We start from the raw sequence: 23,871 nt of genomic DNA, 5'->3' as shown, positions 1-23,871 counted from the left end.
AACGCTTGAGGACTGTTCGGGCGCGACTGACCGGTGGGAGCGGTGCGATGTTCAGATCGTCGGCAACCGACCGTTTGTTGAACGGTCATTGGTCGTCGGAACTCCGTGGCACATTATGTCCGTGGCCATAAGGAATGATGCCAACGACCCGGTCGACCTCGCGCGGCACTACGGCCTGTGGAACTCCCCGCGGCACTTCTGCTGGAAGCATTGGATACCCGAGGCTGAGAGTGACGATCCCGGGGAGCTCGCCGCCTACTGGGTAACCCTCCGCAAAGAAGCGAACAGTGGTGTCGTCCCGAGGAAGGCGATCAAAGCAACGCGAGGCGTGATCGCCGAGAAGGTCGGTGGGCACTGGATTCCTCGCTACTACGCGGTCTCAGTGGCAGGCACCAGCGAGGCCACGCCGATCACAGGTCGTAGCGTGGTGTTCGAGGGTGTTGAATGCGCCGGGCAAGCGAGAACGTACGCGGCCGCCCGGCGCGACAATTCGTGGTCGAACGACAAACACAGCCCCGACTTCGGCGATGTCGACTGCCCTGCCGCCGTGAGGGACTTGGACGCGAGTGGTGCCGAGGCTGATGGGGCTGAGTTCGCAGATCTAGAGCGTCGCTATGCCGAACGTGTCGTGGCCCAACGACTTCATCAACCAGAGCTTCGCAGACAGACGCTCGCGCACTACGGAACCGCCTGTGCGTACTGCGGATTGGACGTCCCGCAGATCATCGAGGCTGCACACCTCATCGCCGATTCGCAGGGTGGTGCGGCGAGCGTCGACAACATGCGCCCCATGTGCCTGAATCATCATCGCGCCTACGACGCGGGACTCTTAGTCTGGGATGCGGCTGGGGGTCGGTTCGAGCCTGCGCCTGGGGCCGCGCAGGTAGCTCCTCTCCGCGCCGGCAGTAGTGCTGTCCAGTAGGGGGCCACAAATGCCAACCGAACCGAACGGGTCTTCCGAGACCCAGTGAACCGGACGACGCTAGTCACGCCCCTACTAAGTAGCTGGCACCTCTTCGAAGCAGAGCTAAACGTCGTACCTGCGGGCTATCTTTCCAGCTATGGACGGCACTAGAGCAGAAGAGTTCGACCACGATGTATTCGAGTGGGCGCATCGATACAACGGGTACACACGTATTTCCGGTAGTCCCGGAGAACTCATCACTGTGCTGCGGCCGCTAGTCGAGGTATATGACCGCGACGGCGAGATTCCGGAGTGGGCGGGTATCGATCTTTTAAGGGGGTGGGCGTTCTACCTCGCGCGTGAATGGCGTTTCTGCGGGTACGGGCGGCCGTTCACAGAGGACTACCCGCAGGTGCGTGACATCGCGGCAGCTGTCAATGCGCGAAGCGATGCGACAGTAGAGGACGTGTGCATGGCGCTGCCTGGCTTCGAGCGGCGTTACGCCACGGACGCGACGGGCATCTTCACCACCGAACCCATGATCACCCGGGCGCTCGCCGCCGAAATACGGCACGATCCAAAGCGACTTCTCGACCGCCTCGCCCGAGACTTGCCCGACGACGTTGCGCATCTCGAGGTTGAACGAGTCGAGTGCGAGAGCACCGCCCGCCTCGACATCGTCTTGCACCTCGACGAAGGCCGGACGATCGGGATCGAGGCGAAGCTCGACCACGAACTCTCCGACGCGCAGATGTCCAAGCAACTCCGCGCCGTCGACTATCTCTTCCTACTGGTGCTCGACAAGGCCGACGCCGGAGTATACGAGGAACACGTTCAAGGCGTACTCACCTGGACTGAGGTCATCAGTTGTTTCACGGCTCCTCGATTGCGCCTAGACGATATTGAGGCCGTACCTATCCAGAAGGTGACTGTTGAGCGAATGTTGAGGCCGCTTGCCCAGTCACTCGGTGAGCAATTCGGACCCGAGTGGAAGGTCGCAGTCGGCCGGGGCGGAAGCGGGATGTCGGCAATCACGGTCTGGAGCCCACACCTGCCCGACAGTCGACGTCTGCGTGGACAGATCCAGGTAGTTGGGCGCGGCATGCCCACGAACTCAGGGGACCTTCAGTTCGAGTTCCACGTCGGCATCGAGACCAGGCCGACGGCCGCGGACTTCCCCGCCGCCGATACGGCAGACGTCGCGCCGGAGTGGCTGAACCATCTGATAGTCCTTCGCGACGAGGTCATCCAAGGTGACCTCGCGCGATTCCGCCTCCGACAAGGTCGAGCCGGCAATGGCCGACAGGGGGTGGGGAAGAACAAGCTACCGCTCGTCAAAAAGTTCCTGCCGGATGATCCGTGGCTCGCGCAGGGATACTTCGATTGGTCGCTCGGTCCCAAGTCGGAGCCGGCCACGCCGGATGAGCTTGAGAGCCTCGCGAGCTGTGCCCACCGGCTCTTCGTGCAGTGGTACTCGGCATCGACCAACGCTGACTGACGTCGCCGGTCTCGTTCGCGCCTACGAGGCCCGCCAGACGATGTCAACCGTAGTGTCTACGGCACTGTTTGACGCGATACGCAGGCGAGTTCGCCGTCTCGTGTGGGTGTACCCCAGTGCGATGACCTCGATTACGCGTAGGCGTCGTCAACACGCGGTCAGTCATGCGATGAATCGCCGTCGAATACATCATTCGCGACCATAAGCGAGGTGACCGAGAGAGGGGTCGACTGCGCGCTCCAGTCGATCCCTCTCGGCGTGTGCCATGCCGTAGAGTCATCTCTTTCGTTGCTGCCACGAGGCAGCGGTCTACCGCCGCTTACGCGCACGTTTCGGGTAGATCGCCGAGTACCACGTGTCGCAAAGCTCTGCGTAGACGCCCATCGAGGACAGCAGGCGGTACATCGGCCCACCCAGGCCAGACTCGTAGTCTTGCTCTTCGTCGAAGGCCCCGGCATGTTCGCCGCCGTCGTGAAGGAGGATTAACAGCGACCCTGTTCCCCATCGCTCGCCGCGCTCGGCCCACTCCTGCGGGCTGCGGAAGCCGCCGCCGCCGTCATCCGTAGCATCGTGCTCGGCCAGGAATTGAGCGATCACCTCGGCGACCGCGCGGCCCTTCGGTGAGAGTCCGTCGGGGATCTTCCAGGCGTCGGCGACCGGTACCGGTTCGTCATGTGAAGTCGCGCCGGGACCGACGGCAGCGTAGTCGAGCGAACGTGAGCCACTGATGGCGATCAACATTTGCTCTTCGGTTAGCACTGGGTGCTCGTCGGGCGTTTCGGGACCGATGAATGCGTCGAGTTCCTTCTTGGTCATTCCCTGGTGGTCGTGCACGGACAGGCAGCGGTCAAGCGGTGTGGGGCATCGCTCGGCGTTGATCCGCTCGCTGTTGCCCATGATGTAGCCGTACTGATTCCTGGTGCCGGCGGGGATCGTCTTCTTCTTCATTGCGTCTGCCCTTTCTTGCGGGATGTGAGGTTGATTCGTAACTCGGGGCGTCTCGCGGCCGGGCGCGTTCGTGTGGTCCTGACTGATGGTCAAGCGACACCGCCATCGGCGAATATCACTCGGTAGACCAACCCGGCCTCGGGACCGAGCACGAGGCCAACGAGCTCGATCAGCGTGCGAGCGAACCCGGGACCGTGCCCGGCACCGCTGGAGTCGTCGAGGTGGTGGGCGATCTCGTGGAGGACGACCAGTTCCCGCAGCGCCCACCGGCCGGACGGCGAGTCCGGGACGGCGATGACGTGGGTATCAGGCTCGTAGTGGGCCTTTCGGTGACCGCGCCGGGGCCGCACACGCACCGTTACCGATGCCCGCGGCCACGACTGGGCGACCGTAGGCATCGCCAGGACTCGGCGGACGTAGTCGTCGACCGAGTCCACCGAGGCGAACCGAGCCTCGGGCGGCAGCGTCAGTTCGGCCCCTGCCAGCTGGACGGTGCCGCCGTGGTCGAAGAGGCGCAGCGCCATGTCCTCTGCCGCGTACAGACGCGCGCGGCCAACGTCCAGCAGCGTCGTGGCGGTCATGATCCGATCGCTCCGCGAGCGCCACCGAAGGAACCCTGTCCGCTGATGCGGGCACTGCGACCGGCACTGTCCCCGGCGCGCCGGGCGCCGTCGGAGTAGCCGGCCGAGGCGCGAGAGCCGCGCCAGGAGCCCCGGGCATCGGAGGTCTGCTTGTGGAAATTAGCGACCTCGATCTCCTTGTTGCGTAAGGCGATGGCGGTCGATGCCGGCGCCGCGTCGGCTCGTTCGCGGGCGACGGCCTCCTCCCGTGCCTCATTCCGGGCGTCTGTCAGCCTGGCGCCGATCCGCTCGGCGAACGCGGACTGGAAGTTGATGCGCGCGGTGCTCGCCGCCACCGGCTTGTCCTCGACCACCCGGTACGGACGGCCCCAATCATTGCGCTTGGTGACCAGGCGCTGCACCGTCTCCGACTTGTATTCGCCCGAACGCAGGTAGGCGCTGCTGGCGGCGACCATCTGCACCACGAGCGAGGAGTAGAGCGCCTCGACCGCGTCGATGTCGGCCTCAAACCCGAATGCGATGACGTAGGTGGAGTCGTGGGCGATGTCGACCTGCACATCGTTGGCGCGAGCGATCGCCAAGAACAACTCGACGAAGGTGCGCAGCCCGCGCTTGCCCTTTTCGCCTACGGCGATCCGCCTCGACAACGGGGCCGAGCGCTTGCGCGCGGCCGGGTCGTGGGCACGCGCCACGGCGAGATCGATCGAAGACGCGGTCGCCAGTCGCTGGGCCGCCTGCATGAAGGCCTGCGCCTCGTGCTCGTTGTCGGTCCCCTCGGCCTGGCGCAGCAGCCCGCTGATTCGGGTCAAGAACTTGTCGTCACGCATGTCGTGCTCCTCGGTGTCGTCCGCCATCGTCGTATGTGGCATCTCCAAGAATGCACCGGTACCGGTTCACTGTCAACTATTTGACCAGTTAGACGCACATGAAGCGCACCGGTAAAGGTGCTAGCATGTCGTGCATGGTCAGCTATGGGCTCTCGATCTCCCAGGTCGCCGAGTACCTCGGCGTGCCAGTCGAGACGGCGCGGTCGATGCAGCGGCGAGGGCGCCTCCCACCTGCCGACGTGGTGATAGGCGAAGGCTCGCCGAGGCCGGTGCGCGGCTGGTCGCGCAAGTGTCTCGACGACTGGGTACAGCGAAGGGCGAAACTCATGGAGAGCCTCACCACGGAATCATCGCTCCGCTACAAGCTCTGACGCTGCCAGTGGTCGCGTGAGCACATGAATCGCGGCGCTATGGGATGTCCGTGACGTGACTCCAGCGGGAGAGCACACCACGAGACGGGTTAGGGCGCATGCGAATACTGATACGTGAGAGCCGGGACCGCGAAGTTCAGCTGCGGCCGTCCCGATGGTCTATCGGGTGACGCTGCCGAATCCAGGGCGCCAGTAGGGAGTTGCCGTCACCCTCCCATCGCTGAGCATTGGCGCGAACTGGGCTTGCGAACGCCTTCCAAAGGTGGTTTCGGCACGTCGAAATGTACTGTCACCGACCGGCCCACGGACGGTTGCAAAGTATCCGATCGTTGAGCTCGATCTTGGATGTCCAAGCTGCAGTGACCGGTCACTTCGGGGCCGAGTTAGCGACCACCTTTCGGGTGAGATCGGCCGCGGCAACGCCGTAGTAGGGCGGAGAAGCCTGCGACTTGTAAGCACTGGTGTGGATGGCGACTCCGGCGGCCACAAGCTGGGCGACCAGCCCAGGGGCAGCAATTGGTCCCGCCCAAGTCCCGACTGTTTTAACGAGTGAGTAGTCGCAGACCACGTCACCCGCCACGCAGATCGAGTACGAGTTGCTGGCGTACGCACCAGTCGGCTTCTTCCGAGACGCTCCAGTTCCCGGGAACTCTTGCGCGATGCCCATGGCAAGACTGCTGGAGGGGCTCTTGTTCAGACCATCGCCACGAAACTGATCAGGGTCGGCAAAGAGAATTGCACCACCCCAATACGAGCCCAGAGCGAGTCGATGGCCTGATTCCTCGAGCCATGTAGGGTCCTGCAAGAATCGGTGGACAATCAGCGCGCCCTGCGAGTATCCACCAAGTACGACCTTGGCGTTGCGACAGTTGACTCCCTTTTCGCTGGCCCAGATGAGTTCGTTGAAGATCAAGCGAAGTTTCGATCTCAAAACTTGTAGCCCTGCGTCGTAACTTCCCTTGTAAACCGCTGGATTCGGAAGCATAGCCGCCACATTGGCTGACGAGTAGTCGATATTCTTGAAGACGGTGGTGCGCCCGGCTCGCTTGGCCGCAGGTTGCAACGACTGCTGGTAGTAGTTCCACACCTGCTCTCCCATGCCGGAGGTCTGGCCTGAACCGCGCACACCTATGTAGATGATGTCGGCCAACTCCTCACCAGAATTCGGGTTGTAACACGACTTCTTAGTCTGCGGCGCACCTGGAGTGGGCGTCGGAGTCGTTGGAGTGGGTGTCGGAGTTGGTGTCGGGCTCGGGTTGGTCGGCACGTACCCCGCCGCCTCCGACGACACCTTCAGCGGCTGCCCGTCGTACTTCAACCTCAGAATGGTGTCATTGTTGTATTCAACAACCTGCGCACCACCGCTGTTATCGGGCAGGAAGCAGCTGATCCAAGCTCCGGTTTCGTACACAGTGGAGAGCTTGTCCGGGTGGCGAGCGAACCACGTACCGCTAGCGGATACGTTTGCTCGCGCGGCCGTTGAATAGCCGAACCCGTTCCGCACCGTCAGTTGGCACTCGCGAGGTCCCCCGATTCCGGGGCGGAAACCCTCCCCGGTCACCTGAAGGTATCCGTCGTCGGTTATTTCAACGGTGATCTTGCCCTCTAACGCCTTGAACGGAGCGATGGTCGATGCGGCCGCTGGCGCCGCCGCAACCAAAGCCGCGCCCACCGCCGACGCCAGCATCGTGATCGCAAACAAACAATGCAGACTAAATCGCGCCATTGAGCGAGACCCTTCCTCGGGAAGATGTGCCATTCGGAGAAAGCCTCGCACGAGGACCGTAGGGCCACCAGCCCGAAGTCGCGGATTCGTACGTTTGGACGGCACGGGTCTGCGCGCTCGGGGCGCCCGGTGTCTCACCGGCTTCCTGGATGTAGCTCGATCGAGTGATCACCGGGTTCGATTCCCAGACGCCCCCGCGTGGCGGGGGTGCGGCGGTTCTCACGCCTCGTACAGTTCGCGTCATGATGCGGCGCACGGAGCGACAGCATGGCGCGTAAGAACAGCACCGAGACACGCATGACCCTCTACCGCTTGATCGGCTATCCGTCCCTGGCCAAGGTGATCCGTGAGAAGTACTCGAACTTCGGCGAGCAGTTGGTGGTAGTCGGCGACCGCCAGGCCGTCCTCCACTGGGGCCAGACGCCGGAGAAAACCGTGAAGTGGGCCGAGACCGTGAAGGGCCTGTCGGGGGCGAGTGTCGATCTGACGACCGGGGTTCCCGCCGCTGTGCTGGTGATACCGGGGTCGAACAACGAGTCGGCTGAGCCGTTCGCGTGGGCCGTCACGTTCGGGATGGGGTTCCAACTACTCGATCAGCGATACGTGGACGCCGGTTTCGGCCAGAGGGTCGCTATCCGGGGCGCCGACCCGACTCGGCTGAACTCGATCACCAAAGTGACATTGGACGAATCCGCGAAGACGGATCGGTCGTCGATACCCGTTGGCGCGTCACTGCGCAGCTTCGGTTTCGAGGACATCGGTGAATTGGCCACACGGATCGTCACGTCGGGAGCGGTCGCGGGAATCGGGTCCGGCGGAAAGGCCGTGACGATACGGGGCGCCGACGCGCTCAGCATCCCGATGTCAAAGAAGCCCTACGAGTTCATAGCCGATCTCGACAAGCTCGTGGCAATTCTCGACAAGGCTCCCGCGAGCGAGGAACTGGCGGACCTGGAGAGGTTGGTCTTGATCAAGGACAAGCCTCTGATCGAGAGTCTCGACAACGCACTCGTCGAGGCGATCGCCGAGGAAGCGCCGAAACGACTGGGCATCGCCTGGCCCCATGAGGCCGTCGACGAGTTCGGACTGGCGCAGGGATTCAAGGTCACGCACTCCGGCTATCGCGAGGTGCAGGACGGATTGCCCACGCTCGACGACCTGCTAACCCCTGTCAGGAAGTCGGACCAGAGCGTCTGGGGCAAGCGACTCGGCGAGATCGGCGTGTACCTATATGAGAGCGCCGACTCCGATAGCCTCGTGAGTTCCCGAATGCCGGTGAGGAAGTGGCTGACGTTCGAGGTGGAGAGGGACGACCGCAGATACTTCCTGCACAGCGGGCGCTGGTACCTGATGGACCAGAGCTACGCGGAGACGGTCGCCGAACGGACCCGTGAGATTTTCGCGAGACCGACTCCGATCGCGAACCTGCCGCGCTGGGAATCGGGCATGGATGAGGCCGGCTACAACGAGAGAGTTGCCCAGGCCGTCGGTGGACTCCTGCTCGATCGGAAGTTGATCAAGGGTGAGACGACGAAAGGGCGGTTCGAGGCGTGCGACATCCTGCTGGACCACGGCACGTTCGTCCACGTCAAGCACGTCCAGTCGTCGGCTCCGGCCAGTCACCTACTGGCACAGGCACTCGTCTCCACGGAGGTCCTCACACACGATAAGAAAGCCCGTGGCGATCTACGCAAACGTATTCGCGAGCAGGGTAAGGATTCAACGCGGTACGAGTCCAAACCGAAGAGGGTCGTGGTCGTCCTTGCGAAGGAGGGTGCGGTGATAGACGCCGAGTCGTTGTTCACCTTCACGCAGGTGAATCTGGGACGACAGGACCGGTCGCTGAAGTCACGGGGCGTTGACCTATCGATCGTCTCGGTGCTCAAGGAATGACCGGGCCGGGCTGACATAAGCTGCCGTACCGGGTCACCCCCACCGGTCTGTCTCGATGAAGCACCGGCCGATCTGGCCGAGGTCCGTAGTTGCCGTTCGGCGTCGGAGCGCTCACCTTGTCGCCGGAGATGACCGCGGGGGTCTCGATGAAGTGCAGCGTCTCGCCCTCGGCAGCTCCCTGAGTGCGACACGCCATCGGATGGGGCTTACGGACACCATTCATAGCTGGTCGGGGTTTGGTCGTCAGGAGTGTCCGTTCACCGACCGGCTTGCGGACGTGGTGCCGCTCGGGGTGATCGATATAGTGCTCGACGTGTACCCCGGTAAGCGCGTTCTGGTTGTCGCGGCATCGAGTTCGCGACTGTACAAGTGGGCCGCATCCACGGCCGGGTGCGAGGTCGTGGCACGCGGCAACTCGCCGCACAGCCTGCAAACCGCCATCACGCAACTGGACCGGCGCGGGGAGGAGCCGTACGACCTGGTCGTGCTCGACGGGCACGGGAATGGCGACGACGACAGTCCGGCAACTTTCGACAGCGGCGTCGCGAACGGCATCGAGCTCGGCCAACCGGTGATCTCAGCCCGCGGGATTGTCCTGAGCCTATGCTTCGGTGGGACGAAGAAGTACGTCGACGCGGTGACCGCGCGGAACCCGGGGATCGAAGTGGTGGGCCCAGAGAAGGTGATCTACGGCGGAAGTTTTCCCGCGGTCGTCAAGCCCCTAATCGAGGGGGTGCTTCGAGGCGAGCTCCTGCACGATCTCGTCAACGGGGTGAGCGGGTGGAAGTTCATGGTCACCCCCAACGATCCGTCTCGATGAAGCACCAGCCAATCTGGCCGAGGTCGTAGTTGCCGTCGGCGTCGGGGCGCAGCTTGTCGCCGGAGATCACGGCGGTGGTGTCGATGAAGTGCAGGGTCTCGCCCTCGGCTGCGGCGATGACCGACTCCAGCACCTCACGGGTGACGACCGGCGTGGCCCAGCCGTTCCAGGGACGGCCGTAGCGCACGGCTGTCCAGACGTGCTCGGGCTCGAAGCCGTCGAGTGTGAACGAATCGCTCATCTGACGAGTATGCCGCAGGCTCCCTGTTAGCTGGTCTATCTTGCCCATATGACTTCCCCACGCGGCTTCTACAAGGCGATCAAGAAGACAAGAACCTATGACGTAGATGAGGTATCCCGCTGGTTCCACTCGGTAAATCCCGACACAGTCGAACGAATTGCGACGGCGATGGAGACGTACATCTCACTCAACCTACCGAAAGCTATCCGCAGCAAGTCAAAGCTCGCGGACTATCGAACCAGTCCTTACGTGTTGATGGCCACCGCAGGTGCGCTCCAGCTAGATGATCTACACGCTCTCTCGAAGTTCTTGGTCGACATCAAGCTCTATATGGGACTCGAAACTTCGTTCGGTAAGTCTATTGAATCGGTCGTGATGCGTCAGTATCCGACCGACTTGACCGGTGCGACGCGATGGGCGGAACCAGAAGAGAAGCTCGCCGAGTTCGCCCTACTCAAAGGGCTGTCCAACGAAGAGAAGTCGATGAAGCGCGTGGATTCGATTTGGCGCGAGATCGATGCAGCCTGCGTCGATGGCGGACGGCGACACCTGCTCACAATCAAGAGCGGCACTTCGACCATCAATGACACTCAGGTCGGAGGGATGTTTACCGCGATCCGCGACAATCACCGAGAATGGCTGCGGGCCAGCGTCGACAACTACGGCGTCGATGGAATCGATGTTGTAATAGGGCTCACATATGGCACCGACCGAGCCACGAACAATAAAGAGAACCAGATTCTTCAGAAGCTCACGACGGCGGGATTCGCGGAGGTCGACCGACAGAATCGACCAGGTGTGCTGTCAAACCCGGATGGCACTGTCCGTGTGTCACGGTCGATCGGTGTGGACTACTGGGCCTACGTGGCCAACCCCGAGAATCCGTCGCTGACACAACATGCGTTCCTTGAAGTGCTTCTGGGTCTCGCGGTGGCACTCCGACGGGCAAACACGCAGGCAGACATCGGTGCTGCGTTGAACGAGCGGTTAGACCTGCTGGGTGATGCGATGAAGCAGATCAGGTTTCCCGAGGGCGACGCACTGCCGTCATGGATCGGACGAGAATTAGGCATCACTGAACTGACCTGGCTGGCGGCTGCGATCAATGCGTTCTTTGACGACGTGCAGAACTAGAACAACTTGTCTTGGACAGGTCGCTTCGCTGAGTACTCCGCCGATCCACCCGCACCGTCCCATACGAATGCTTGACCCGCCTTATACCACTGGCGGGTGCGGACATGCGACTTCAAGTACGTCCGCCGAAATGGCGGCATCTCCTCGGCTCCGCCATCATCCTTTGCTGCGGCATCGACCAGCACCTGCCCCGCGACTGACCCGAGACGCGCAGGAACGGCGTTGCCGACCTGTTTCATTTGCTGCTGGGGAGAGCCAACGAACGTCCACCCGTCTGGAAACTCCTGGATGCGGGCGCACTCGCCCACGGACAGAACGCGCACCTCGGCAGGGTGACACATACTCGTGCTTGAGTGATTCGGGAGAGTGGTTATGGTGGGACACGGAAGATCCCATGACAGTCGTCTCCACCAACCGGACCGACCACCCTTAGCGAAGTACGCCTTCCCCATCGACTCGCGTGCGACCTCATCAGGCAACATCCGCCAGTTACCTCCCGGCGGAACCTGACGCAAGAAGCTCTTCTTACGTGGACTGAAGTCCATGAGCACTTGCTCTTCCTCGGTGAATCCGTCGAGAGCGTCGGCGAGGCTACGGTACGGCTGCCCGTCCTCTCCGTGCGTTGGTGCAGGAAAATCGAGCACCTGTGACCGTCGGTTGCCGAAGATCAGCACCCGTTCGCGTAGTTGTGGGGCCCCGTAGTTGACCGAGTTGACTTCGAACAGGTCCGCTCTGTACGCCGACGAATCGATTTTGAGAAGATCAGTGATCCATGAGTCCATGACAGAACCAGGCAGTTCGTCATCTGCGAGCGGCGGACCGCCCCGTTCTGGACGATCTGCGATTGGCCTGTGGCGCAACGCAGCAGAGAGTAGACCCCTCACGTTCTCCATCAAGAAGTACCGGGGTTTCAACGCGTCAACGAACCTAAGAAAGTCCCACAGCAGAAGACCGCGAGGGTCTTCTACAGTCCCTCGGCGACCAGCAGTACTGAACGATTGACACGGCGGACCTCCAACCAGGAGGTCAAGCTGACCCGGTTCAAGTCCTAAGCGGTCCATGAGATCGAACGGATCGAGCTCGGACAGATCCGCGCAAATGACTTGGGTCTCCCTGGAACCGAACAGGCCGTCGTCGCGATTGCGCTCCAGCGTGGCGCAGAACTGTGAGTCAACCTCAATACACGCGAGGAGGTCGAAAGCGCCCACCGAGTCTAGGCCAGCGTCGAGCCCTCCAGCGCCAGAGAACAACGAGACGGTTTTCAGCCGTGTAGTCATGTGGTCATCGTAGGCGGGATCGTTCTCTCGGAACGCGGACGGCGCGGAGTGTTAGTTATGGAGTTGGTTATCAACAAGCCGCTAGATACAGCACCGATCGAAGAACTTTGTGAGATGACGCCCGAAGAGCGGCGCGCCTACATCGAGGCGCTGCTCACGAGGTCGCCGGCTGGTCCGCCGAGCTCAACCGCCGCCTGGCGCGATCGGCGCAGCGGACTCACCCGCCGATACGAGATCGCGCAGGATGCGCTCACACGCGGAGGACGGCGTGATCTCCTCGATGATGCCGAGCGGCAGGTATCCCGGCGGCAAGCACGAGTCGCTCGCGTGGCCCATGCCGAAGACCACGATCACGCCGAGGTTCGTCAACTGAATCGCCAACTGCAGCAGCGCATTCCGGTCGGCGTCGATGGATCGCAGTGAACGGCTGTAGTCGATCCCTCCGCCGCGGTAGACCACCAGGACGTGACCCTGGCCACCGCCCCGACCCACATGCTGGGCCTGGTCCACCATCGCAGCTAGGGTCATGATCTGCGGCTCGTAGGTGCAGAACTCGTAGCCGGGGAAACACACGAGATGCTGGGCGTCGATGATGTTGGCACCCCGACCGAGAACATGGTGCACGTCTGCCAGGGTCGAACCCCCGCTGGCAGGGCCGAGCGTCGTGACCCGCAGCCGGGGCAGGTCCAGGGGCACGGTTGGCGGCGGGGGCGCGGCGAGTCGCGCGAGGTGCGGTAGCGCACTCGCGAGTGCCGGGATCGGCAAAGTCGTCGACATGGTGGCCCCCGGGGACGGTTCGACGGCCAGCATATCGCCAGGTGGAGCCTACCGTCGATGCTCGCGTTGAGCGGGTGGTCATCCGTGCGAATAAACGACGGCACCGGCTGATGTCGTCATGGCCAGGATCTAGTCGGTCAGCGAGCGGTTCATCGCGGCGCTCGCGCCGTCGCGCTGACCGTGGGCGTAGCCGGCTGAGTTGTAAGACATCTCCGATCCGGATCTTCTGCAGGTGCGGGGGTTCGCCGCCTCCAGCGCGGCGGTGGCGAGTTCGGCATCGCGCCGGTAGAGCACCAGCGCGGCTCCGCCCGCGGAGTCGATCACTTTCTCCTCCTGGTCCTCGATCCGCGTCCGCACTCTCTCGCCGAACCCGGCGACCCACGAACGTCGGTACCGGAGCGTCTCGGTAGCGGTGAACCTGGTGCGGCCCTCTTCCGCCGGACGGACGTGCTCGACCAGCCGCAGCATCTGTGGCTGGAGAATCTCCCAGAGGAAGCGCACCCGGTCGAGGTGGCGGGGGAGCCCGTAGACAAAGACCTCGTAGTGACTGCGGTGCGGGATGTAGACGACATCGCAGTGCAATCTCTGGATCATCCCGAACAGCAGCATCGACTGCTGCGGAATGTACTTGCCGTCGATCTTGACGGCCCACTCGACCGCTCGGGGTCTCTCGGTGGTCACGTCCAGACCGTTCCTGGCCTGGTCGATGGCGATCATCGAGAGCCCGTACCTGGCGACCAGCTCGAAAGCCTTGGCCTGAAACACCGCCTCCTCGGGCGTCCCGGCCACGTCTTCTGCCTGACGAAGCAGCTTGGCGACCTTCGTTTGCATCTTTCGGGCGCGCTCGTCCATGAGGCTCCTATCTAAATGGGTGTCAACGGAATTGGATCGTCGGGGGCGTGTCAGTCGCCAGCATGGAACACCAGCACGTGTGCACTGCCCGACGCCTCCCACATCGTGACCGTCGACGGGTCCATGTCCCGGTACCGCAGCGCGGCTTGTGCCGACTCTCTGTCGGGGTAGATGCCGATCAAGGTTGCCGGGCCATCAGCCGTCGCCGCCCACGCCTCTGCGGCCTGGCGCATGGCCCGATCGATGGGCAAGGCGTAAGGATCTGCGCGCGGCTCGATCTCGAGGTAAGGGTGTTCGGGAGCCGGAGGCTCGAAGCCGATCTCGTCGCGCTCGAAGTCGCCGTGGTCCTCGTCGTCGTACTCGGTGGGCTCACAGTCGGTGCAGTGGTTCGGATGGTGCGACCACTGCCACTCGCTGTTCTCGCGCCGGACGACGAATTGACCGTCGGCAGAAACGAACTCAGTGTCGTCGTCAGGATTGTCGGGCGAGCCTGGTTGGGCATCTTCGGCGAGATGCGGGTGCAGGTGCTGCACGGTTTGCTCTATGTCGACGCCGACGCTCGGTCCGATCAAGTCGCGATACGGATCGTAGGGCTTGCGGTCCCTGTGGGCCTGGTCGTAGAGGTTAAGGCGGGCGGTCAAGTCTGCGACGCGCTGTTCAGGCGTCATCGCGGCCAACCTCGCACGGGCCCGGCAGGTACGGCAGCCGAGGCGATCGTGGGCGGTGCGCTGGCCGCACCTGTCGCAGTGCAGAAGTGCCTGTGCCGCAGGCGGTGCCGGAGGACCACTGAGGTCGGGATCGTCGGTCACGCCTGCTCTCCGTCCCGCTCGCGTGCCTCGAGTTCGAGTGCTTGATTCTCGGCGTCGATGAGCCGATCGAGTGCTTCGAACCTGCACCGTCGACACGTCTCTTGAGCGTCATAGATTGCGGCCCGGCCGCACCGGAAGCATCGCTCGAGATGCACCGTCGTCGGGTGCGAGGCGGTCGTGGCCATCACCGTGCCGATCACATGCGCGACGATGATCCGCCTGTGGTCGACGTCGACGAGAGTGGCCAGGTCCAGTAACAGCGGTAGATCCTGCTCGGCTTCGGCCACGATGCGGTCCTTCTCGTCTTCGGTTGCGGCAGTAGTGATTCGGCGCAGTATCACTGTCAGGCCGCTCATCAGAGCATCTCCGGATCGGTGATGACGCGGACATCGTCGGGGCGAGCCAGCGCGCAGGTCATGATCGAGAGCGGACCGTTGCTGCGGCGGTCGGTGAGGTGTAGGTGGAACAGGAGGCGGCCGTCGACCAGCGCCTCGCGGCCGACGATGTGGCCGGACACGTCGGGACCGAGGTCCAGGAGGATGTCGCCGATCTCGAGCTCGTGGGCTTGGCGGCGCAGCAGGCCGTAACCGGCGGCGGCCAGGGTGCGGGCGGCGGCATCGCGGACGAGTGGGACGCGGTCGGGAGCGATGAGGGCGAGCTCGGAGACCAGGACGCCCAGGTGCGGCGATTGGAGCGGCCACGCGAACAGCTGCTCGATGGTCGCCGCAGGGTCGTCGGCGTCGGCGATCTGCCGGGCGGCGTGGGCGATGAGAGGTGCCGCGCCGGTCACGGCGAGCTCGGCGGGGTCGTCGTCGGTCTGCTCGATCAGCGTGTCGACTCGCTGCCGGATCAAGTAGGCGAGCGGGGGTGTTTTAGCCTCGATCCACCGATTTGCTTGTGATCGGTCGGTGAGGGATAAACGAAATGCCCTGTCTGAGTGACAGAATGGGACTTCTCTAGGGTTCCATCCACACACACAGGAGGGCATGTCGTAGATGCGATTGTCTCACACTCACCCGGTCCGGTCTGCATCCTGTGACGATCCGAATCTCCTCGCCGCTGCGGGGGTGGTGCCGGTGATGGCGCTGGCCGAACGCGCCAGCCTGTCGGAGTTGGCCCGCGAGCATCTGAGCGTGCCCACCGACAAGGGCGCCCATCCGGATCGGAAAATGTTTTCCCTGGTGGCGGGGATGGTGGCGGGCGCCGACAGCATCGACGACATGGCCGTGTTGCGACACGGCGCGATGGGCAAGGTGTTCGACCATCCTTACGCCCCGTCGACGTTGGGATCGTTTCTTCGCGAGTTCCGGTTCGGGCATGTCCGCCAAGCCGATGCGATCGCCACCCGGCTGTTGGCGGGACTGGCTCGCCATACTCCGGTGCTGGCGGGGATCGACGGGCCGGTGATGATCGATATCGACGACTCGATCATCGAGGTCCACGGCCCGGCCAAGCAGGGCGTCGGATTCGGCTACACCCGAGTGCGTGGGCTGAACTCGGCGATCACCACCCTCACCTGTGGTGACGGTGCGCCGGTGATCGCCGCTCAACGCCTGCGCAAAGGGGCGTGTAACTCCGCGCGCGGGGCGCATCGGTTGATCGCCGACACCCTGGCCACCGTGCGGCGGCTACGGTCGTCCGATGCGTCGGGACCGATACTGCTGCGAGCGGATTCAGCGTTCTACGGCCATCGCGCGATCACCACCGCGCTCCGGGCCGGTGCGCAGGTGTCGGTCACCGTGCGTCAGGATTCCCACGTCCGAGCAGCGATCAGCGAGGTACCGGCAGATGCATGGACGCCGATCGAGTACACCGACGCCGTCTTCGACGAAGACAGCGGCCAGTGGGTCTCGCGGGCCGAGGTCGCCGAAGTACCGTTCACCGCGTTCACCTCCAAAGCCAAGCGCCTGCAGGTATCCGGACGGCTGGTGGTGCGCCGTATCCCTGACTTCGCAGCCGAGGGAGACGGCTTGTTCGACGTGTGGCGGTTTCATGCGTTCTTCACCACCAGCGACCTGGACACCGTGACCGCCGACAAGACTCACCGCGGTCATGCGATCATCGAGCAAGTCCACGCCGACCTCAAAGCCTCCGCATTGGCGCATCTGCCCTCGGGAAAGTTCTGCGCGAACGCCGCATGGCTGGTGTGTGCGGTCATCGCGTTCAACCTGACCCGCGCCGCAGCCTGTCTCGGTGGACAGCGTCTGGCGAAGGCGACTACCTCCACCATCCGACGCACCCTGATCTGCATACCCGCTCGAATCGCGTCCTCAGCGCGGCGCATCACGATGCATCTACCCGCCCGATGGCCGTGGGAACGCGAGTGGAACCTGTTGTTCAACAACACGATCAAACGACAACACTCAGCCTGACCCCTAACCATCGGCCAGAACCGGCCCCGACACGAAACCCAGTGAAACACGCCGACACCAGAGATCGGCGACTCACCCACGCCCACCGCCACCCCGAACATACACAACACATTTCACGAGACATCAAAAAGCCGATCGGTGGATCGAGGTTTAGGCGGGGGCGTTTCGGGCACGGTGAAGCTCCAGTGGTGGCGGAGTGACGGTCTGCAAGCGTCACGGTGGTGCGCCAGATCCATGCCCTTGGGCTGTGCAGGATGCGGGGTCCGGCGAATATCGCGGTCGGGCCGCCCCTCGGCGACACCTGACACAAATCTGACACGCATGACTCTGCCATAGAGCTGCGACTCCGTCGCTCAGACGTGAGAAACTAGCTGACCAGCGAAATTACTGCCTCGAAAATGCGTTATATGCCGCGCTCGTCTTGAAAGCGAGCGTGGGTAAAACCACCGGGGGTTCAAATCCCTCCGCTTCCGCAGCAGGCACTCACTTGTCCACACGGGTGAGAGCTTTGCGCGCACGATCAGCGGCTGACACCGAGGTCGTGGTCGAGGCTTGAGCTCCTCGATGACAACCGAGGTGCGCAGGATCGCCAACGCTTCGTCAGAGGTGCGCGCTACTGTCCACCTGTCGTCGGGTGGGTCGCGGAGATCATCGACAAACAGGCGCACGCGTGGCAGGTTACGGGCAGTGCGTGACGGCGCTCCACCGAATCTCGGCCATGAGGCTCACGCCGCCCTCACGGACAGTCAGGAGCGAACTCGTTGCGAACCAGACCGCAGGAAAACTCGAAGGCGTTCTCGATGCTCCGCATCGCGGCGGGGCTATTCATAGTTCTATACCCGATCAATAACTGGACGGCGCTGTTGCGTGGGACAATTGACGCTTCGGTCCTCGCCGTGACGTACTTGATGACGACTCTCGTCGTCGGAATATGGCTTGTGGCGCTCGGGTTCTAGGAGTCCGCAGGTCCAAAAGAACTGGGTAGCCGACGTCTGGCACGAGTTCGCTCCGTGAAGACGCTGATGGCAAGTGCGTTGATCGGTAGGTACGAGTGCGTCGACATGGGGGAGGGCGTATTCGCTGAGTCAATCGTGGTCAGCTCGTCAGGAACTCGTCGATCTGGTTGATCGACTGGGTAGCTCCCTCTTCGACTCCCATCTCGATGACCTTCTCGAGTGCCTCGAGGGTTTCGTAGGTGCTCACGTAGGTTGCTACGGTTCGTGTGTCCTTCTCGACGAAGGAATACGCGTTGTGCGACAACGGGAGTGACTCGATGGGAGTGAAGTCCTCATTGGCGAAGCCGTCGCGGAACGTGAAGCTGTTCGGTTCGTCGACGGAATCGACGAGCCAGTAGCCCGCGTACTTTTCGCCCTCGGGCCCGGTCATGTAGTAGGTGACACGACCGCCCGGTGATAGTTCGTGGTCGACGAACGTGGCGGGATACTCCGGTGGCCCCCAGATCTTTTCGAGTTGGCGTGGGTCTGCGTAGATCTGCCAGATCCGCTCGACGGGAGCCGCGAACTCGGCTGTGATGGTGAGGGATCGGTCGTCCAGATCCTTGGTGACGTCGATGACGGGCATGTTCACTTCTCCTGATTGGTTCTCGGGTGCGGCGAGTCCGCGGCGATCAGTTCGTCGATTCGGTCGATACGGCTGCGCCAGATTTGTTCCAGGTCGGTGAGCAGCTGTGCCACCGCGTGCACCGCAGTCACCTCGCCCGACGCCAACTGTTCGCGGCCGTGGCGCCGCTTGGTTAGCAGTCCGGCCTGCTCGAGCACGGCGACATGCTTCTGGACGGCAGCAAAACTCATGTCGTATCCGGCCGCCAATGTCGACACCGAATGCTCCTCGGTCAGGACTCGGCGCATGATGTCGCGCCTCGTCCGGTCGGCGAGGGCGTGGAAGAAGGCGTCTGCCTGATCCTCTGTGGTGGCGATCACGTTCCAAACGTACAACCAATCAGTTGTATGTGTCCAGGGCTCGACTACCGACATGACCCGCGTGGTCGCACTTTCGGTGCGTCGGAGGACACTGGACGTCGTGCTCGACGATCGGAGAAAGGTGCCGCGACCCGAACTGGACCCCACATTGGCGAGTTCGCTGCGCAAGATCGAGCGCAGAGTGCTCGCCGAAGTCCCCCTGCGCAGACGTTCGGTTCTCGTGATCTGGGTGGCGATGCTGGTCTTGGCATGCATGAGCATCGTCACAGCCTTCACAGGGGCGTCGACGCCGCTCTCCGCACTGGCCGAGGCCTTCGGCGTTGCCGCCGTGGTGTTTTCGCTGGTGGCGGTTCGTCTACGACGCTTCGGAGCGTGCTGGCTCGCGGCGGCGACAAGTGCTGTCGGCACCCCGATTTCGATCCTGGGCTACTGGTCGGATCAGACCGCAGAGCACCAGACATCGCTGGGACTGCTCGTGGCTACCGTCTGCCACGTCGTTCTGCTGGCCAACTGGGTGCAGTGCGTCCGGCCGCCCGCGGGGCATGGTTCAGGTCACGCGCCATAGCTGAACCGCAGGTCGGCGAAGAACACGTGATTGGTGCGCTTGCGTAGATGTCCGGTCAGGCTGTCGTCGGGTACCGGGTCGTCGGTGGTGAGCGTCCAGTGAAGGCTGGTTCCGCCCCTGCGCTCGGCGAGTTCGATCTCGAGAACCGCGTCGGGCCGTCGAATCCACAAGGACGACCAGCTGACGTACGTGAACTCGTCAGTGCGGAGAACGCGGGGCGGCACCTCGTCGTCGAGCAGCAGAAGCCATGGCCGGGTGGGCTGACGGTTCGGAGCGACGAGGTCGCCGAACACGACCGACGGTGGCGCGGGCAGATCGCGTGTACGTGAACCGACGACGGGCATGTCGAAACGGTACGGGGCAGGCGCGCGGACGTGCGAGCGGGTTTTACGTGTGCGCGTCATTCGCGCGGTCGAGGGCGGTAACCGTGCGGGGGTGCGGGTCGAATAGGCCAGCATGAGGGCTTGGTCGTCCGACAGCCCCGAAGAAGGAGTCATCATGCGATACCGCTGGACTGCAACGACTTTGGCCGCCGCCGCAACGGTGCTCGCGCTGGCGGGCTGCCATGCGAACGACGACGCGTCGTCGGCCGCCACGTCGACACCGTCGGTCGTCGTCACGAAGACGGCACCGTCGTCTCACCTACAGCCGAGCGGGGCGTCGGCCGCCGATTCCGGGGTAGCTGACGATGCGGGTGCACCCGAAACCGAGCAGAGTCCCCCGCGTGTAGAGGGCCGCCCAGTCACCGCCGCACCAGCGCCTACCGGTGAGCGCGGGGTGGACGCATCGGTGTTCTTCGGGACGTGGACGCGGCACGCGAGTCATCTCGAACTGACGTCGGATCTGACCGGCACCCTTGTCATGGGCTCAGGCGCCGTCGATGTCGAGACGTGGACCGTCACCTGGTGGAGCCCGAAGCAGAACGAGATCAGCATGACCCTCGGCTCACAGATCTCGAAGACAGGCGACGGTGTTGACGGTCTGTACTCCGGAAAGACCGTCACCGGAGAACTCTCGGCCGGCGCACACGGCGGTGCGACCCTGCTGACCAACGGTCTCGGCAGCACCGGCGGTCCGTTGACGTGGTGCGGCGCGTCGTCTGCAGGAACCCCGGAGTGTGGGGCGTGATTGTCGACGCTATCGATCAGCAGACATGATCGATCGGGACGCGCGATCGGCGACCTGCGGGCTTTGCTGGCAGGGGCGCAGCGTCGCGCTCGGTGTGCGTACACAACTCGACCCTCAGCGCATCGCCGAGGAGATTATTTCGATGCCTTCGCGCTCACGACCGAGTTGTGTACGTACACGAGCGAGTGTCAGGCCGAAGCCATGGCCCGTTGGGCCTTTTCCAAGGCGGCGAGCGTCCGCAGCACGTAGGACCGTCGCGAGGTCAGGTCGGCCACGCGTGCCTTCGCCGACAGTCCGCCCTCGCGCTCGGCCTGCGTGAGACGGGCGTCGATGTCGGTCAACTCATCGAGCAATGCTTCGGCCCTGCTGACGAGTTCGTCCCGATCGGGGCGCGAGACGTCGGCCTGGCGCGCCGGACTGCTGGTGGTGCGCGAGGCCTTGGCGCCCACCGGCTTGGGGGTGCTCGCGCTGACCGATCCGGCGGTGGCCTTCCGCGCCGACGTCGACCGCTTGGGCCGCGCGACTGGCGTGCTGGTGCGAATCCGGTTCAGTTCCGCGTAGGCGTCGCGGGCGCCGACGCGGTGCTCACGCTCCTCCTCGTCGTCGCATTCGACAGATCCGCCGAGCGGTCGTAGGCCGTAGAACCCGAGAAACTTGCGAGCTTCGGTGATGGTTTCTTCCAGATCGCGGCACTTGCTGCAGCGCGGTTCGTCACGGAAGTCCGCGACGTCGTCGGTGGAGGAGCACCACACACACGCGGTGGCAGTGGTTTCGGTCACGAGAGCATCGGCAGTTCTGGAGAGCACGTTCGAAAACAATACGGGACAAGAGGTTTCGAGATCCAATTCGAGCGTGTCGCGCGAGGTCGACCGGCCTAGAGCCAATCGCGTTTGCGGAAGTTGATGTAGAGCACGATCACAGACCCGACGATGAGGATGGCGCTGACGGCGACACCCCACGACGAGTTGTATCCGGGAAAGAGCACATTCTGCCCGTAGTAGCCGGTGATCAGTGTGGGCACCGCGATGATCGCCGCCCACGCCGTCAGCTTCTTCATCACGGTATTGAGCCTGGCGTCCATCAGCGACAGGTTGGTCTCGAACGCGCTGCTGAGCATGTCGCGTAACGACTCGGTCCATTCGGCGGCACGCAGCACATGGTCGTAGAGGTCGGAGTAGTTGGGGTCGAGTTCTTTCGCGTGTTCGTCACGGTCCTGATAGCGGTGTCGCTGGATGGTGCCGACCACGTCGCGCATCGGAAGCACCACTCGCCGCAGCACGACGAGATCCTTGCGCAGGTCGTAGGTGCGCCGCTGTAACTGCACGTTGGGAACGGAGTCGTCGAACAGGTAGTCCTCGAGCTCTTCGATCTGGTCATCGAGCACCTGCACAGCGTTGAAGTGGCCGTCCACCACGACGTCGAGCAGCACGTAGAGCAGTCCACTGACACCGAACGACGCCGCGTGTGTGTCGTCGCAGCGCTCCACCACGGTCTTGATCCCGTCGTCCGGATGCATCCGCACGGTGATCAGCGCGTTGTCCTTGATGAAGATCGAGATGCGATGCAGTGTGAACGAGTTCGCCCGCCTGTCCTGTTTTCTTCCTTCGATGGTGCCCGATGTCGGCGGCGGCGCGTCGTCGGAGTCGTCGTCGGGCTGACGTTTCGCCTGCAGCGCACGTGCTTTCATCTCTATCGCGTACACCATGATGAACGTGTGGTCGCTGTAGCTCACCGTCTTGACACGCTCGGCCGCGGAGATCGTGTCCTCGATGGCGAACGAGTTGAGACCGAGTTCGGTGGCCAGTGATCCGAGCGTTTCGTGGCTCGGGCACTGCAGGTCGGCCCAGACGAGCGTGTCGGACTCGCCGATGCAACTGGAGATCGACGCGAGCGAGAACCCGTCGACTTTCTCGCCGTGTCGCCAGATCTGGCCGGTGATCTGCTCGTCGCCCATGGCGTCATCCTGCCACGCGGCCGCGGTCCTCGACGCCGCCTCGCGCACCCGGCCTGGCAGGATCGGCCCATGGCCCACCGCATCCCGTCGCTCACCGGCGTGCGTGCATTCGCGGCCGGCGCGGTGTGTCTCACCCATGCGGCGTTCTGGACCGGCCACTACACCGACGACTACGTGGGGCGACTGTTCTCACGATTCGAGGTCGGCGTCGCCGTGTTCTTCGTGCTGTCGGGATTCCTGCTGTTCTCGGAGTGGATACGTCCCCTTCGACAGAAGCAGGAGTTGCCATCGAGTCGGCGCTACTTCTGGCATCGCGCACGACGCATCCTGCCCGCTTACTGGATCACGGTGATCGCCGTCTACCTCGTGTACGGCTGGTACTCACCGGGCGGTGAGGCGGTGGTGACAGGCACAGGCTGGTCGGGCTTCTGGCGCAACATGACCCTGACACAGGTCTACGGCGTCGGACATCTACATGCCGGACTCACCCAGATGTGGAGTCTCGCAGCAGAAGTGGTGTTCTATCTGCTGCTCCCGCTGATCGCCTGGCTGTTGATCGTCGTGGTGTCGCGACGCCGCTGGCGGCCTGACCTGCTCATCGGTGGTCTGCTCGTCGTCGGTCTGGTCAGTCCGGTGTGGGCGGTCCTCGTCGACGGCAACCCCGACGCGGATCCCACGGCTCGGCTGTGGGCGCCTGCCTTTCTCGGCTGGTTCGTCGCAGGCATGGTTCTCGCGGTGTGCGCGCCGTTGATCCGGAAGTGGAACACCTGGTGGTGGCTCGGCGCCGCGGCGCTCGCATTCGTCGTGTCGGGCCTGCCGCTGGCCGGGGAGCCGACGATCACGCCGAGTACGGCATCGGCGACAATCGTCAAGCACCTGCTCTACCTCGTGATCGCGGTCGGCATGGTGGGACCACTCACCGCCACGGATCAGTCGTCGGTCTGGACTCGGCTGTGTGGCAGCCGACCTGTTGTGTGGCTCGGCGAGATCTCGTACGAGTTCTTCTGCGTCCACGTACTCGTGCTCGAGGTCGTCATGGACCTGCTGGACTATCACGTGTTCACGGGAAACGTGGTGGTGGTGTTCGCGGCGACGACGGCGATCAGCATTCCGATCGCCTGGTTGTTGCACCGCGTAACCCGTCCGCTGTGGCGCGCTCCGACGCCCAGACCACACGAATTGCGCAGGTAGAATCGTCGTTGTGCTCCGGGCGAGGGGGAGTGCCGAGAACATCCCGCTCGCCAGACAGTCCCG

Annotated in this window: 26 protein-coding genes; 10 read left to right on the top strand and 16 right to left on the bottom strand. The window is 63.5% G+C overall.

The features are described 5' to 3' along the window. Nucleotides 1–121 precede the first annotated feature (121 nt). Both LK459_RS07460 and LK459_RS07455 read left to right on the top strand, forming a co-directional pair. Nucleotides 122–922, top strand: coding sequence for an HNH endonuclease (locus LK459_RS07460; RefSeq protein ID WP_227922452.1), 801 nt, complete (start codon nucleotides 122–124; stop codon nucleotides 920–922). Nucleotides 923–1,061: 139 nt separating this feature from the next. Next, nucleotides 1,062–2,402, top strand: a complete 1,341-nt coding sequence (locus tag LK459_RS07455) for a hypothetical protein (protein ID WP_227922450.1) — start codon at nucleotides 1,062–1,064, stop codon at nucleotides 2,400–2,402. A gap of 309 nt (nucleotides 2,403–2,711) precedes the next feature. Here LK459_RS07455 and LK459_RS07450 read toward each other — a convergent pair whose 3' ends face one another. The 3 genes from LK459_RS07450 to LK459_RS07440 all read right to left on the bottom strand — a co-directional run bounded on the left by LK459_RS07450 (nucleotide 2,712) and on the right by LK459_RS07440 (nucleotide 4,758). Further along, nucleotides 2,712–3,350 carry a hypothetical protein gene (locus LK459_RS07450; protein ID WP_227922449.1) on the bottom strand — a complete coding sequence of 213 codons (639 nt, stop codon included), beginning with the start codon at nucleotides 3,348–3,350 and terminating at the stop codon, nucleotides 2,712–2,714. Between the two features lie 89 nt (nucleotides 3,351–3,439). After that, nucleotides 3,440–3,931, bottom strand: coding sequence for a TIGR04338 family metallohydrolase (locus tag LK459_RS07445; RefSeq protein ID WP_227922447.1), 492 nt, complete (start codon nucleotides 3,929–3,931; stop codon nucleotides 3,440–3,442). After that, nucleotides 3,928–4,758: a DUF2786 domain-containing protein gene (locus LK459_RS07440; RefSeq protein WP_227923612.1), complete on the bottom strand. Its 831-nt coding sequence runs from the start codon at nucleotides 4,756–4,758 to the stop codon at nucleotides 3,928–3,930. The genes LK459_RS07445 and LK459_RS07440 overlap by 4 nt, the downstream gene beginning before the upstream one ends. Nucleotides 4,759–4,883: 125 nt before the next feature. On the opposite strand from LK459_RS07440, the gene LK459_RS07435 reads away from it, so the two are divergent. Then, nucleotides 4,884–5,129 carry a helix-turn-helix domain-containing protein gene (locus LK459_RS07435; protein WP_227922445.1) on the top strand — a complete coding sequence of 82 codons (246 nt, stop codon included), beginning with the start codon at nucleotides 4,884–4,886 and terminating at the stop codon, nucleotides 5,127–5,129. Nucleotides 5,130–5,496: 367 nt separating this feature from the next. Here the strand turns inward: LK459_RS07435 and LK459_RS07430 are convergent, their stop codons facing one another. After that, the gene (locus LK459_RS07430) at nucleotides 5,497–6,831 is read right to left on the bottom strand and encodes a cutinase family protein (protein WP_227922444.1); all 1,335 of its coding nucleotides are present in this window, start codon (nucleotides 6,829–6,831) and stop codon (nucleotides 5,497–5,499) included. Nucleotides 6,832–7,122: 291 nt separating this feature from the next. Between LK459_RS07430 and LK459_RS07425 the strand changes: the two genes are divergently transcribed. Next, nucleotides 7,123–8,748 carry a DUF6119 family protein gene (locus LK459_RS07425; RefSeq protein ID WP_227922441.1) on the top strand — a complete coding sequence of 542 codons (1,626 nt, stop codon included), beginning with the start codon at nucleotides 7,123–7,125 and terminating at the stop codon, nucleotides 8,746–8,748. 199 nt (nucleotides 8,749–8,947) lie between these two features. Next, complete coding sequence (locus tag LK459_RS07420; protein WP_227922440.1) at nucleotides 8,948–9,568, top strand: hypothetical protein; 621 nt, start codon at nucleotides 8,948–8,950, stop codon at nucleotides 9,566–9,568. Here the strand turns inward: LK459_RS07420 and LK459_RS07415 are convergent. Further along, nucleotides 9,543–9,809 (bottom strand): hypothetical protein, encoded by a 267-nt coding sequence (locus LK459_RS07415; protein ID WP_227922438.1) that lies wholly within the window; start codon nucleotides 9,807–9,809, stop codon nucleotides 9,543–9,545. The genes LK459_RS07420 and LK459_RS07415 overlap by 26 nt on opposite strands. Nucleotides 9,810–9,857: 48 nt before the next feature. Here LK459_RS07415 and LK459_RS07410 point away from each other — a divergent pair, with 48 nt between their 5' ends. Next, nucleotides 9,858–10,943: a PDDEXK family nuclease gene (locus LK459_RS07410; RefSeq protein ID WP_227922436.1), complete on the top strand. Its 1,086-nt coding sequence runs from the start codon at nucleotides 9,858–9,860 to the stop codon at nucleotides 10,941–10,943. Here LK459_RS07410 and LK459_RS07405 read toward each other — a convergent pair. The 6 genes from LK459_RS07405 to LK459_RS07380 form a co-directional block, all read right to left on the bottom strand. Then, nucleotides 10,940–12,220, bottom strand: a complete 1,281-nt coding sequence (locus LK459_RS07405) for a DNA cytosine methyltransferase (protein WP_227922435.1) — start codon at nucleotides 12,218–12,220, stop codon at nucleotides 10,940–10,942. The genes LK459_RS07410 and LK459_RS07405 overlap by 4 nt on opposite strands. Before the next feature lie 183 nt (nucleotides 12,221–12,403). Continuing rightward, nucleotides 12,404–12,997 carry a hypothetical protein gene (locus tag LK459_RS07400; protein ID WP_227922433.1) on the bottom strand — a complete coding sequence of 198 codons (594 nt, stop codon included), beginning with the start codon at nucleotides 12,995–12,997 and terminating at the stop codon, nucleotides 12,404–12,406. A gap of 129 nt (nucleotides 12,998–13,126) precedes the next feature. Beyond that, nucleotides 13,127–13,849, bottom strand: a complete 723-nt coding sequence (locus LK459_RS07395; RefSeq protein WP_227922432.1) for a DUF2786 domain-containing protein — start codon at nucleotides 13,847–13,849, stop codon at nucleotides 13,127–13,129. A 50-nt stretch (nucleotides 13,850–13,899) separates the two neighbouring features. Beyond that, complete coding sequence (locus LK459_RS07390) at nucleotides 13,900–14,517, bottom strand: hypothetical protein (RefSeq protein ID WP_227922429.1); 618 nt, start codon at nucleotides 14,515–14,517, stop codon at nucleotides 13,900–13,902. A 137-nt stretch (nucleotides 14,518–14,654) separates the two neighbouring features. After that, on the bottom strand, nucleotides 14,655–15,014 hold the full coding sequence (locus LK459_RS07385) for a hypothetical protein (RefSeq protein WP_227922427.1): 360 nt from the start codon (nucleotides 15,012–15,014) through the stop codon (nucleotides 14,655–14,657). Beyond that, nucleotides 15,014–15,511, bottom strand: coding sequence for a hypothetical protein (locus LK459_RS07380; RefSeq protein WP_227922426.1), 498 nt, complete (start codon nucleotides 15,509–15,511; stop codon nucleotides 15,014–15,016). Before LK459_RS07380 ends, LK459_RS07385 begins: the two co-directional genes overlap by 1 nt. Nucleotides 15,512–15,653: 142 nt before the next feature. On the opposite strand from LK459_RS07380, the gene LK459_RS07375 reads away from it, so the two are divergent. After that, nucleotides 15,654–17,030 carry an IS1380-like element ISGbr1 family transposase gene (locus LK459_RS07375; RefSeq protein WP_064862420.1) on the top strand — a complete coding sequence of 459 codons (1,377 nt, stop codon included), beginning with the start codon at nucleotides 15,654–15,656 and terminating at the stop codon, nucleotides 17,028–17,030. Between the two features lie 1,095 nt (nucleotides 17,031–18,125). On the opposite strand, the gene LK459_RS07370 is transcribed toward LK459_RS07375, so the two are convergent. Both LK459_RS07370 and LK459_RS07365 read right to left on the bottom strand, forming a co-directional pair. Further along, complete coding sequence (locus LK459_RS07370) at nucleotides 18,126–18,611, bottom strand: SRPBCC family protein (protein WP_227922424.1); 486 nt, start codon at nucleotides 18,609–18,611, stop codon at nucleotides 18,126–18,128. A 2-nt stretch (nucleotides 18,612–18,613) separates the two neighbouring features. Then, nucleotides 18,614–18,970 (bottom strand): ArsR/SmtB family transcription factor, encoded by a 357-nt coding sequence (locus tag LK459_RS07365; protein WP_227922423.1) that lies wholly within the window; start codon nucleotides 18,968–18,970, stop codon nucleotides 18,614–18,616. Between the two features lie 52 nt (nucleotides 18,971–19,022). Here LK459_RS07365 and LK459_RS07360 point away from each other — a divergent pair, with 52 nt between their 5' ends. Continuing rightward, the gene (locus tag LK459_RS07360) at nucleotides 19,023–19,535 is read left to right on the top strand and encodes an Rv2732c family membrane protein (RefSeq protein WP_227922421.1); all 513 of its coding nucleotides are present in this window, start codon (nucleotides 19,023–19,025) and stop codon (nucleotides 19,533–19,535) included. Here LK459_RS07360 and LK459_RS23225 read toward each other — a convergent pair. Beyond that, nucleotides 19,523–20,155, bottom strand: a complete 633-nt coding sequence (locus tag LK459_RS23225; protein ID WP_322590816.1) for a hypothetical protein — start codon at nucleotides 20,153–20,155, stop codon at nucleotides 19,523–19,525. The genes LK459_RS07360 and LK459_RS23225 overlap by 13 nt on opposite strands. A gap of 157 nt (nucleotides 20,156–20,312) precedes the next feature. Here LK459_RS23225 and LK459_RS07350 point away from each other — a divergent pair, with 157 nt between their 5' ends. Beyond that, on the top strand, nucleotides 20,313–20,663 hold the full coding sequence (locus LK459_RS07350) for a hypothetical protein (protein WP_227922420.1): 351 nt from the start codon (nucleotides 20,313–20,315) through the stop codon (nucleotides 20,661–20,663). 188 nt (nucleotides 20,664–20,851) lie between these two features. Here the strand turns inward: LK459_RS07350 and LK459_RS07345 are convergent, their stop codons facing one another. Together LK459_RS07345 and LK459_RS07340 are read right to left on the bottom strand one after the other, a co-directional pair. Further along, on the bottom strand, nucleotides 20,852–21,469 hold the full coding sequence (locus tag LK459_RS07345; RefSeq protein WP_227922418.1) for a hypothetical protein: 618 nt from the start codon (nucleotides 21,467–21,469) through the stop codon (nucleotides 20,852–20,854). Nucleotides 21,470–21,537: 68 nt separating this feature from the next. Next, complete coding sequence (locus tag LK459_RS07340; RefSeq protein WP_227922416.1) at nucleotides 21,538–22,617, bottom strand: magnesium transporter CorA family protein; 1,080 nt, start codon at nucleotides 22,615–22,617, stop codon at nucleotides 21,538–21,540. Nucleotides 22,618–22,686: 69 nt separating this feature from the next. Between LK459_RS07340 and LK459_RS07335 the strand changes: the two genes are divergently transcribed. Then, nucleotides 22,687–23,808 carry an acyltransferase family protein gene (locus tag LK459_RS07335; protein ID WP_227923608.1) on the top strand — a complete coding sequence of 374 codons (1,122 nt, stop codon included), beginning with the start codon at nucleotides 22,687–22,689 and terminating at the stop codon, nucleotides 23,806–23,808. Nucleotides 23,809–23,871: the final 63 nt, after the last annotated feature.

Source organism: Gordonia otitidis (assembly GCF_020735545.1).
GTDB classification, from domain to species: domain Bacteria; phylum Actinomycetota; class Actinomycetes; order Mycobacteriales; family Mycobacteriaceae; genus Gordonia; species Gordonia otitidis.
Note: the sequence above shows the minus strand (reverse complement) of the source record. Positions and strands in the feature narration are given on the sequence as shown.

Coding starts and splice junctions, on each gene's coding strand:
- LK459_RS07400 (WP_227922433.1), bottom strand. CDS start 12,997: ATGTCGACGACTTTGCCGATCCCGGCACTCGCGAGTGCGCTACCGCAC.
- LK459_RS07410 (WP_227922436.1), top strand. CDS start 9,858: ATGACTTCCCCACGCGGCTTCTACAAGGCGATCAAGAAGACAAGAACC.
- LK459_RS07455 (WP_227922450.1), top strand. CDS start 1,062: ATGGACGGCACTAGAGCAGAAGAGTTCGACCACGATGTATTCGAGTGG.
- LK459_RS07425 (WP_227922441.1), top strand. CDS start 7,123: ATGGCGCGTAAGAACAGCACCGAGACACGCATGACCCTCTACCGCTTG.
- LK459_RS07335 (WP_227923608.1), top strand. CDS start 22,687: ATGGCCCACCGCATCCCGTCGCTCACCGGCGTGCGTGCATTCGCGGCC.
- LK459_RS07370 (WP_227922424.1), bottom strand. CDS start 18,611: ATGCCCGTCATCGACGTCACCAAGGATCTGGACGACCGATCCCTCACC.
- LK459_RS07450 (WP_227922449.1), bottom strand. CDS start 3,350: ATGAAGAAGAAGACGATCCCCGCCGGCACCAGGAATCAGTACGGCTAC.
- LK459_RS07415 (WP_227922438.1), bottom strand. CDS start 9,809: ATGAGCGATTCGTTCACACTCGACGGCTTCGAGCCCGAGCACGTCTGG.
- LK459_RS07385 (WP_227922427.1), bottom strand. CDS start 15,014: ATGAGCGGCCTGACAGTGATACTGCGCCGAATCACTACTGCCGCAACC.
- LK459_RS07445 (WP_227922447.1), bottom strand. CDS start 3,931: ATGACCGCCACGACGCTGCTGGACGTTGGCCGCGCGCGTCTGTACGCG.
- LK459_RS07375 (WP_064862420.1), top strand. CDS start 15,654: ATGCGATTGTCTCACACTCACCCGGTCCGGTCTGCATCCTGTGACGAT.
- LK459_RS07440 (WP_227923612.1), bottom strand. CDS start 4,758: ATGCGTGACGACAAGTTCTTGACCCGAATCAGCGGGCTGCTGCGCCAG.
- LK459_RS07395 (WP_227922432.1), bottom strand. CDS start 13,849: ATGGACGAGCGCGCCCGAAAGATGCAAACGAAGGTCGCCAAGCTGCTT.
- LK459_RS07405 (WP_227922435.1), bottom strand. CDS start 12,220: ATGACTACACGGCTGAAAACCGTCTCGTTGTTCTCTGGCGCTGGAGGG.
- LK459_RS07420 (WP_227922440.1), top strand. CDS start 8,948: ATGGGGCTTACGGACACCATTCATAGCTGGTCGGGGTTTGGTCGTCAG.
- LK459_RS07435 (WP_227922445.1), top strand. CDS start 4,884: ATGTCGTGCATGGTCAGCTATGGGCTCTCGATCTCCCAGGTCGCCGAG.
- LK459_RS07390 (WP_227922429.1), bottom strand. CDS start 14,517: ATGACGCCTGAACAGCGCGTCGCAGACTTGACCGCCCGCCTTAACCTC.
- LK459_RS07360 (WP_227922421.1), top strand. CDS start 19,023: ATGACCCGCGTGGTCGCACTTTCGGTGCGTCGGAGGACACTGGACGTC.
- LK459_RS07340 (WP_227922416.1), bottom strand. CDS start 22,617: ATGGGCGACGAGCAGATCACCGGCCAGATCTGGCGACACGGCGAGAAA.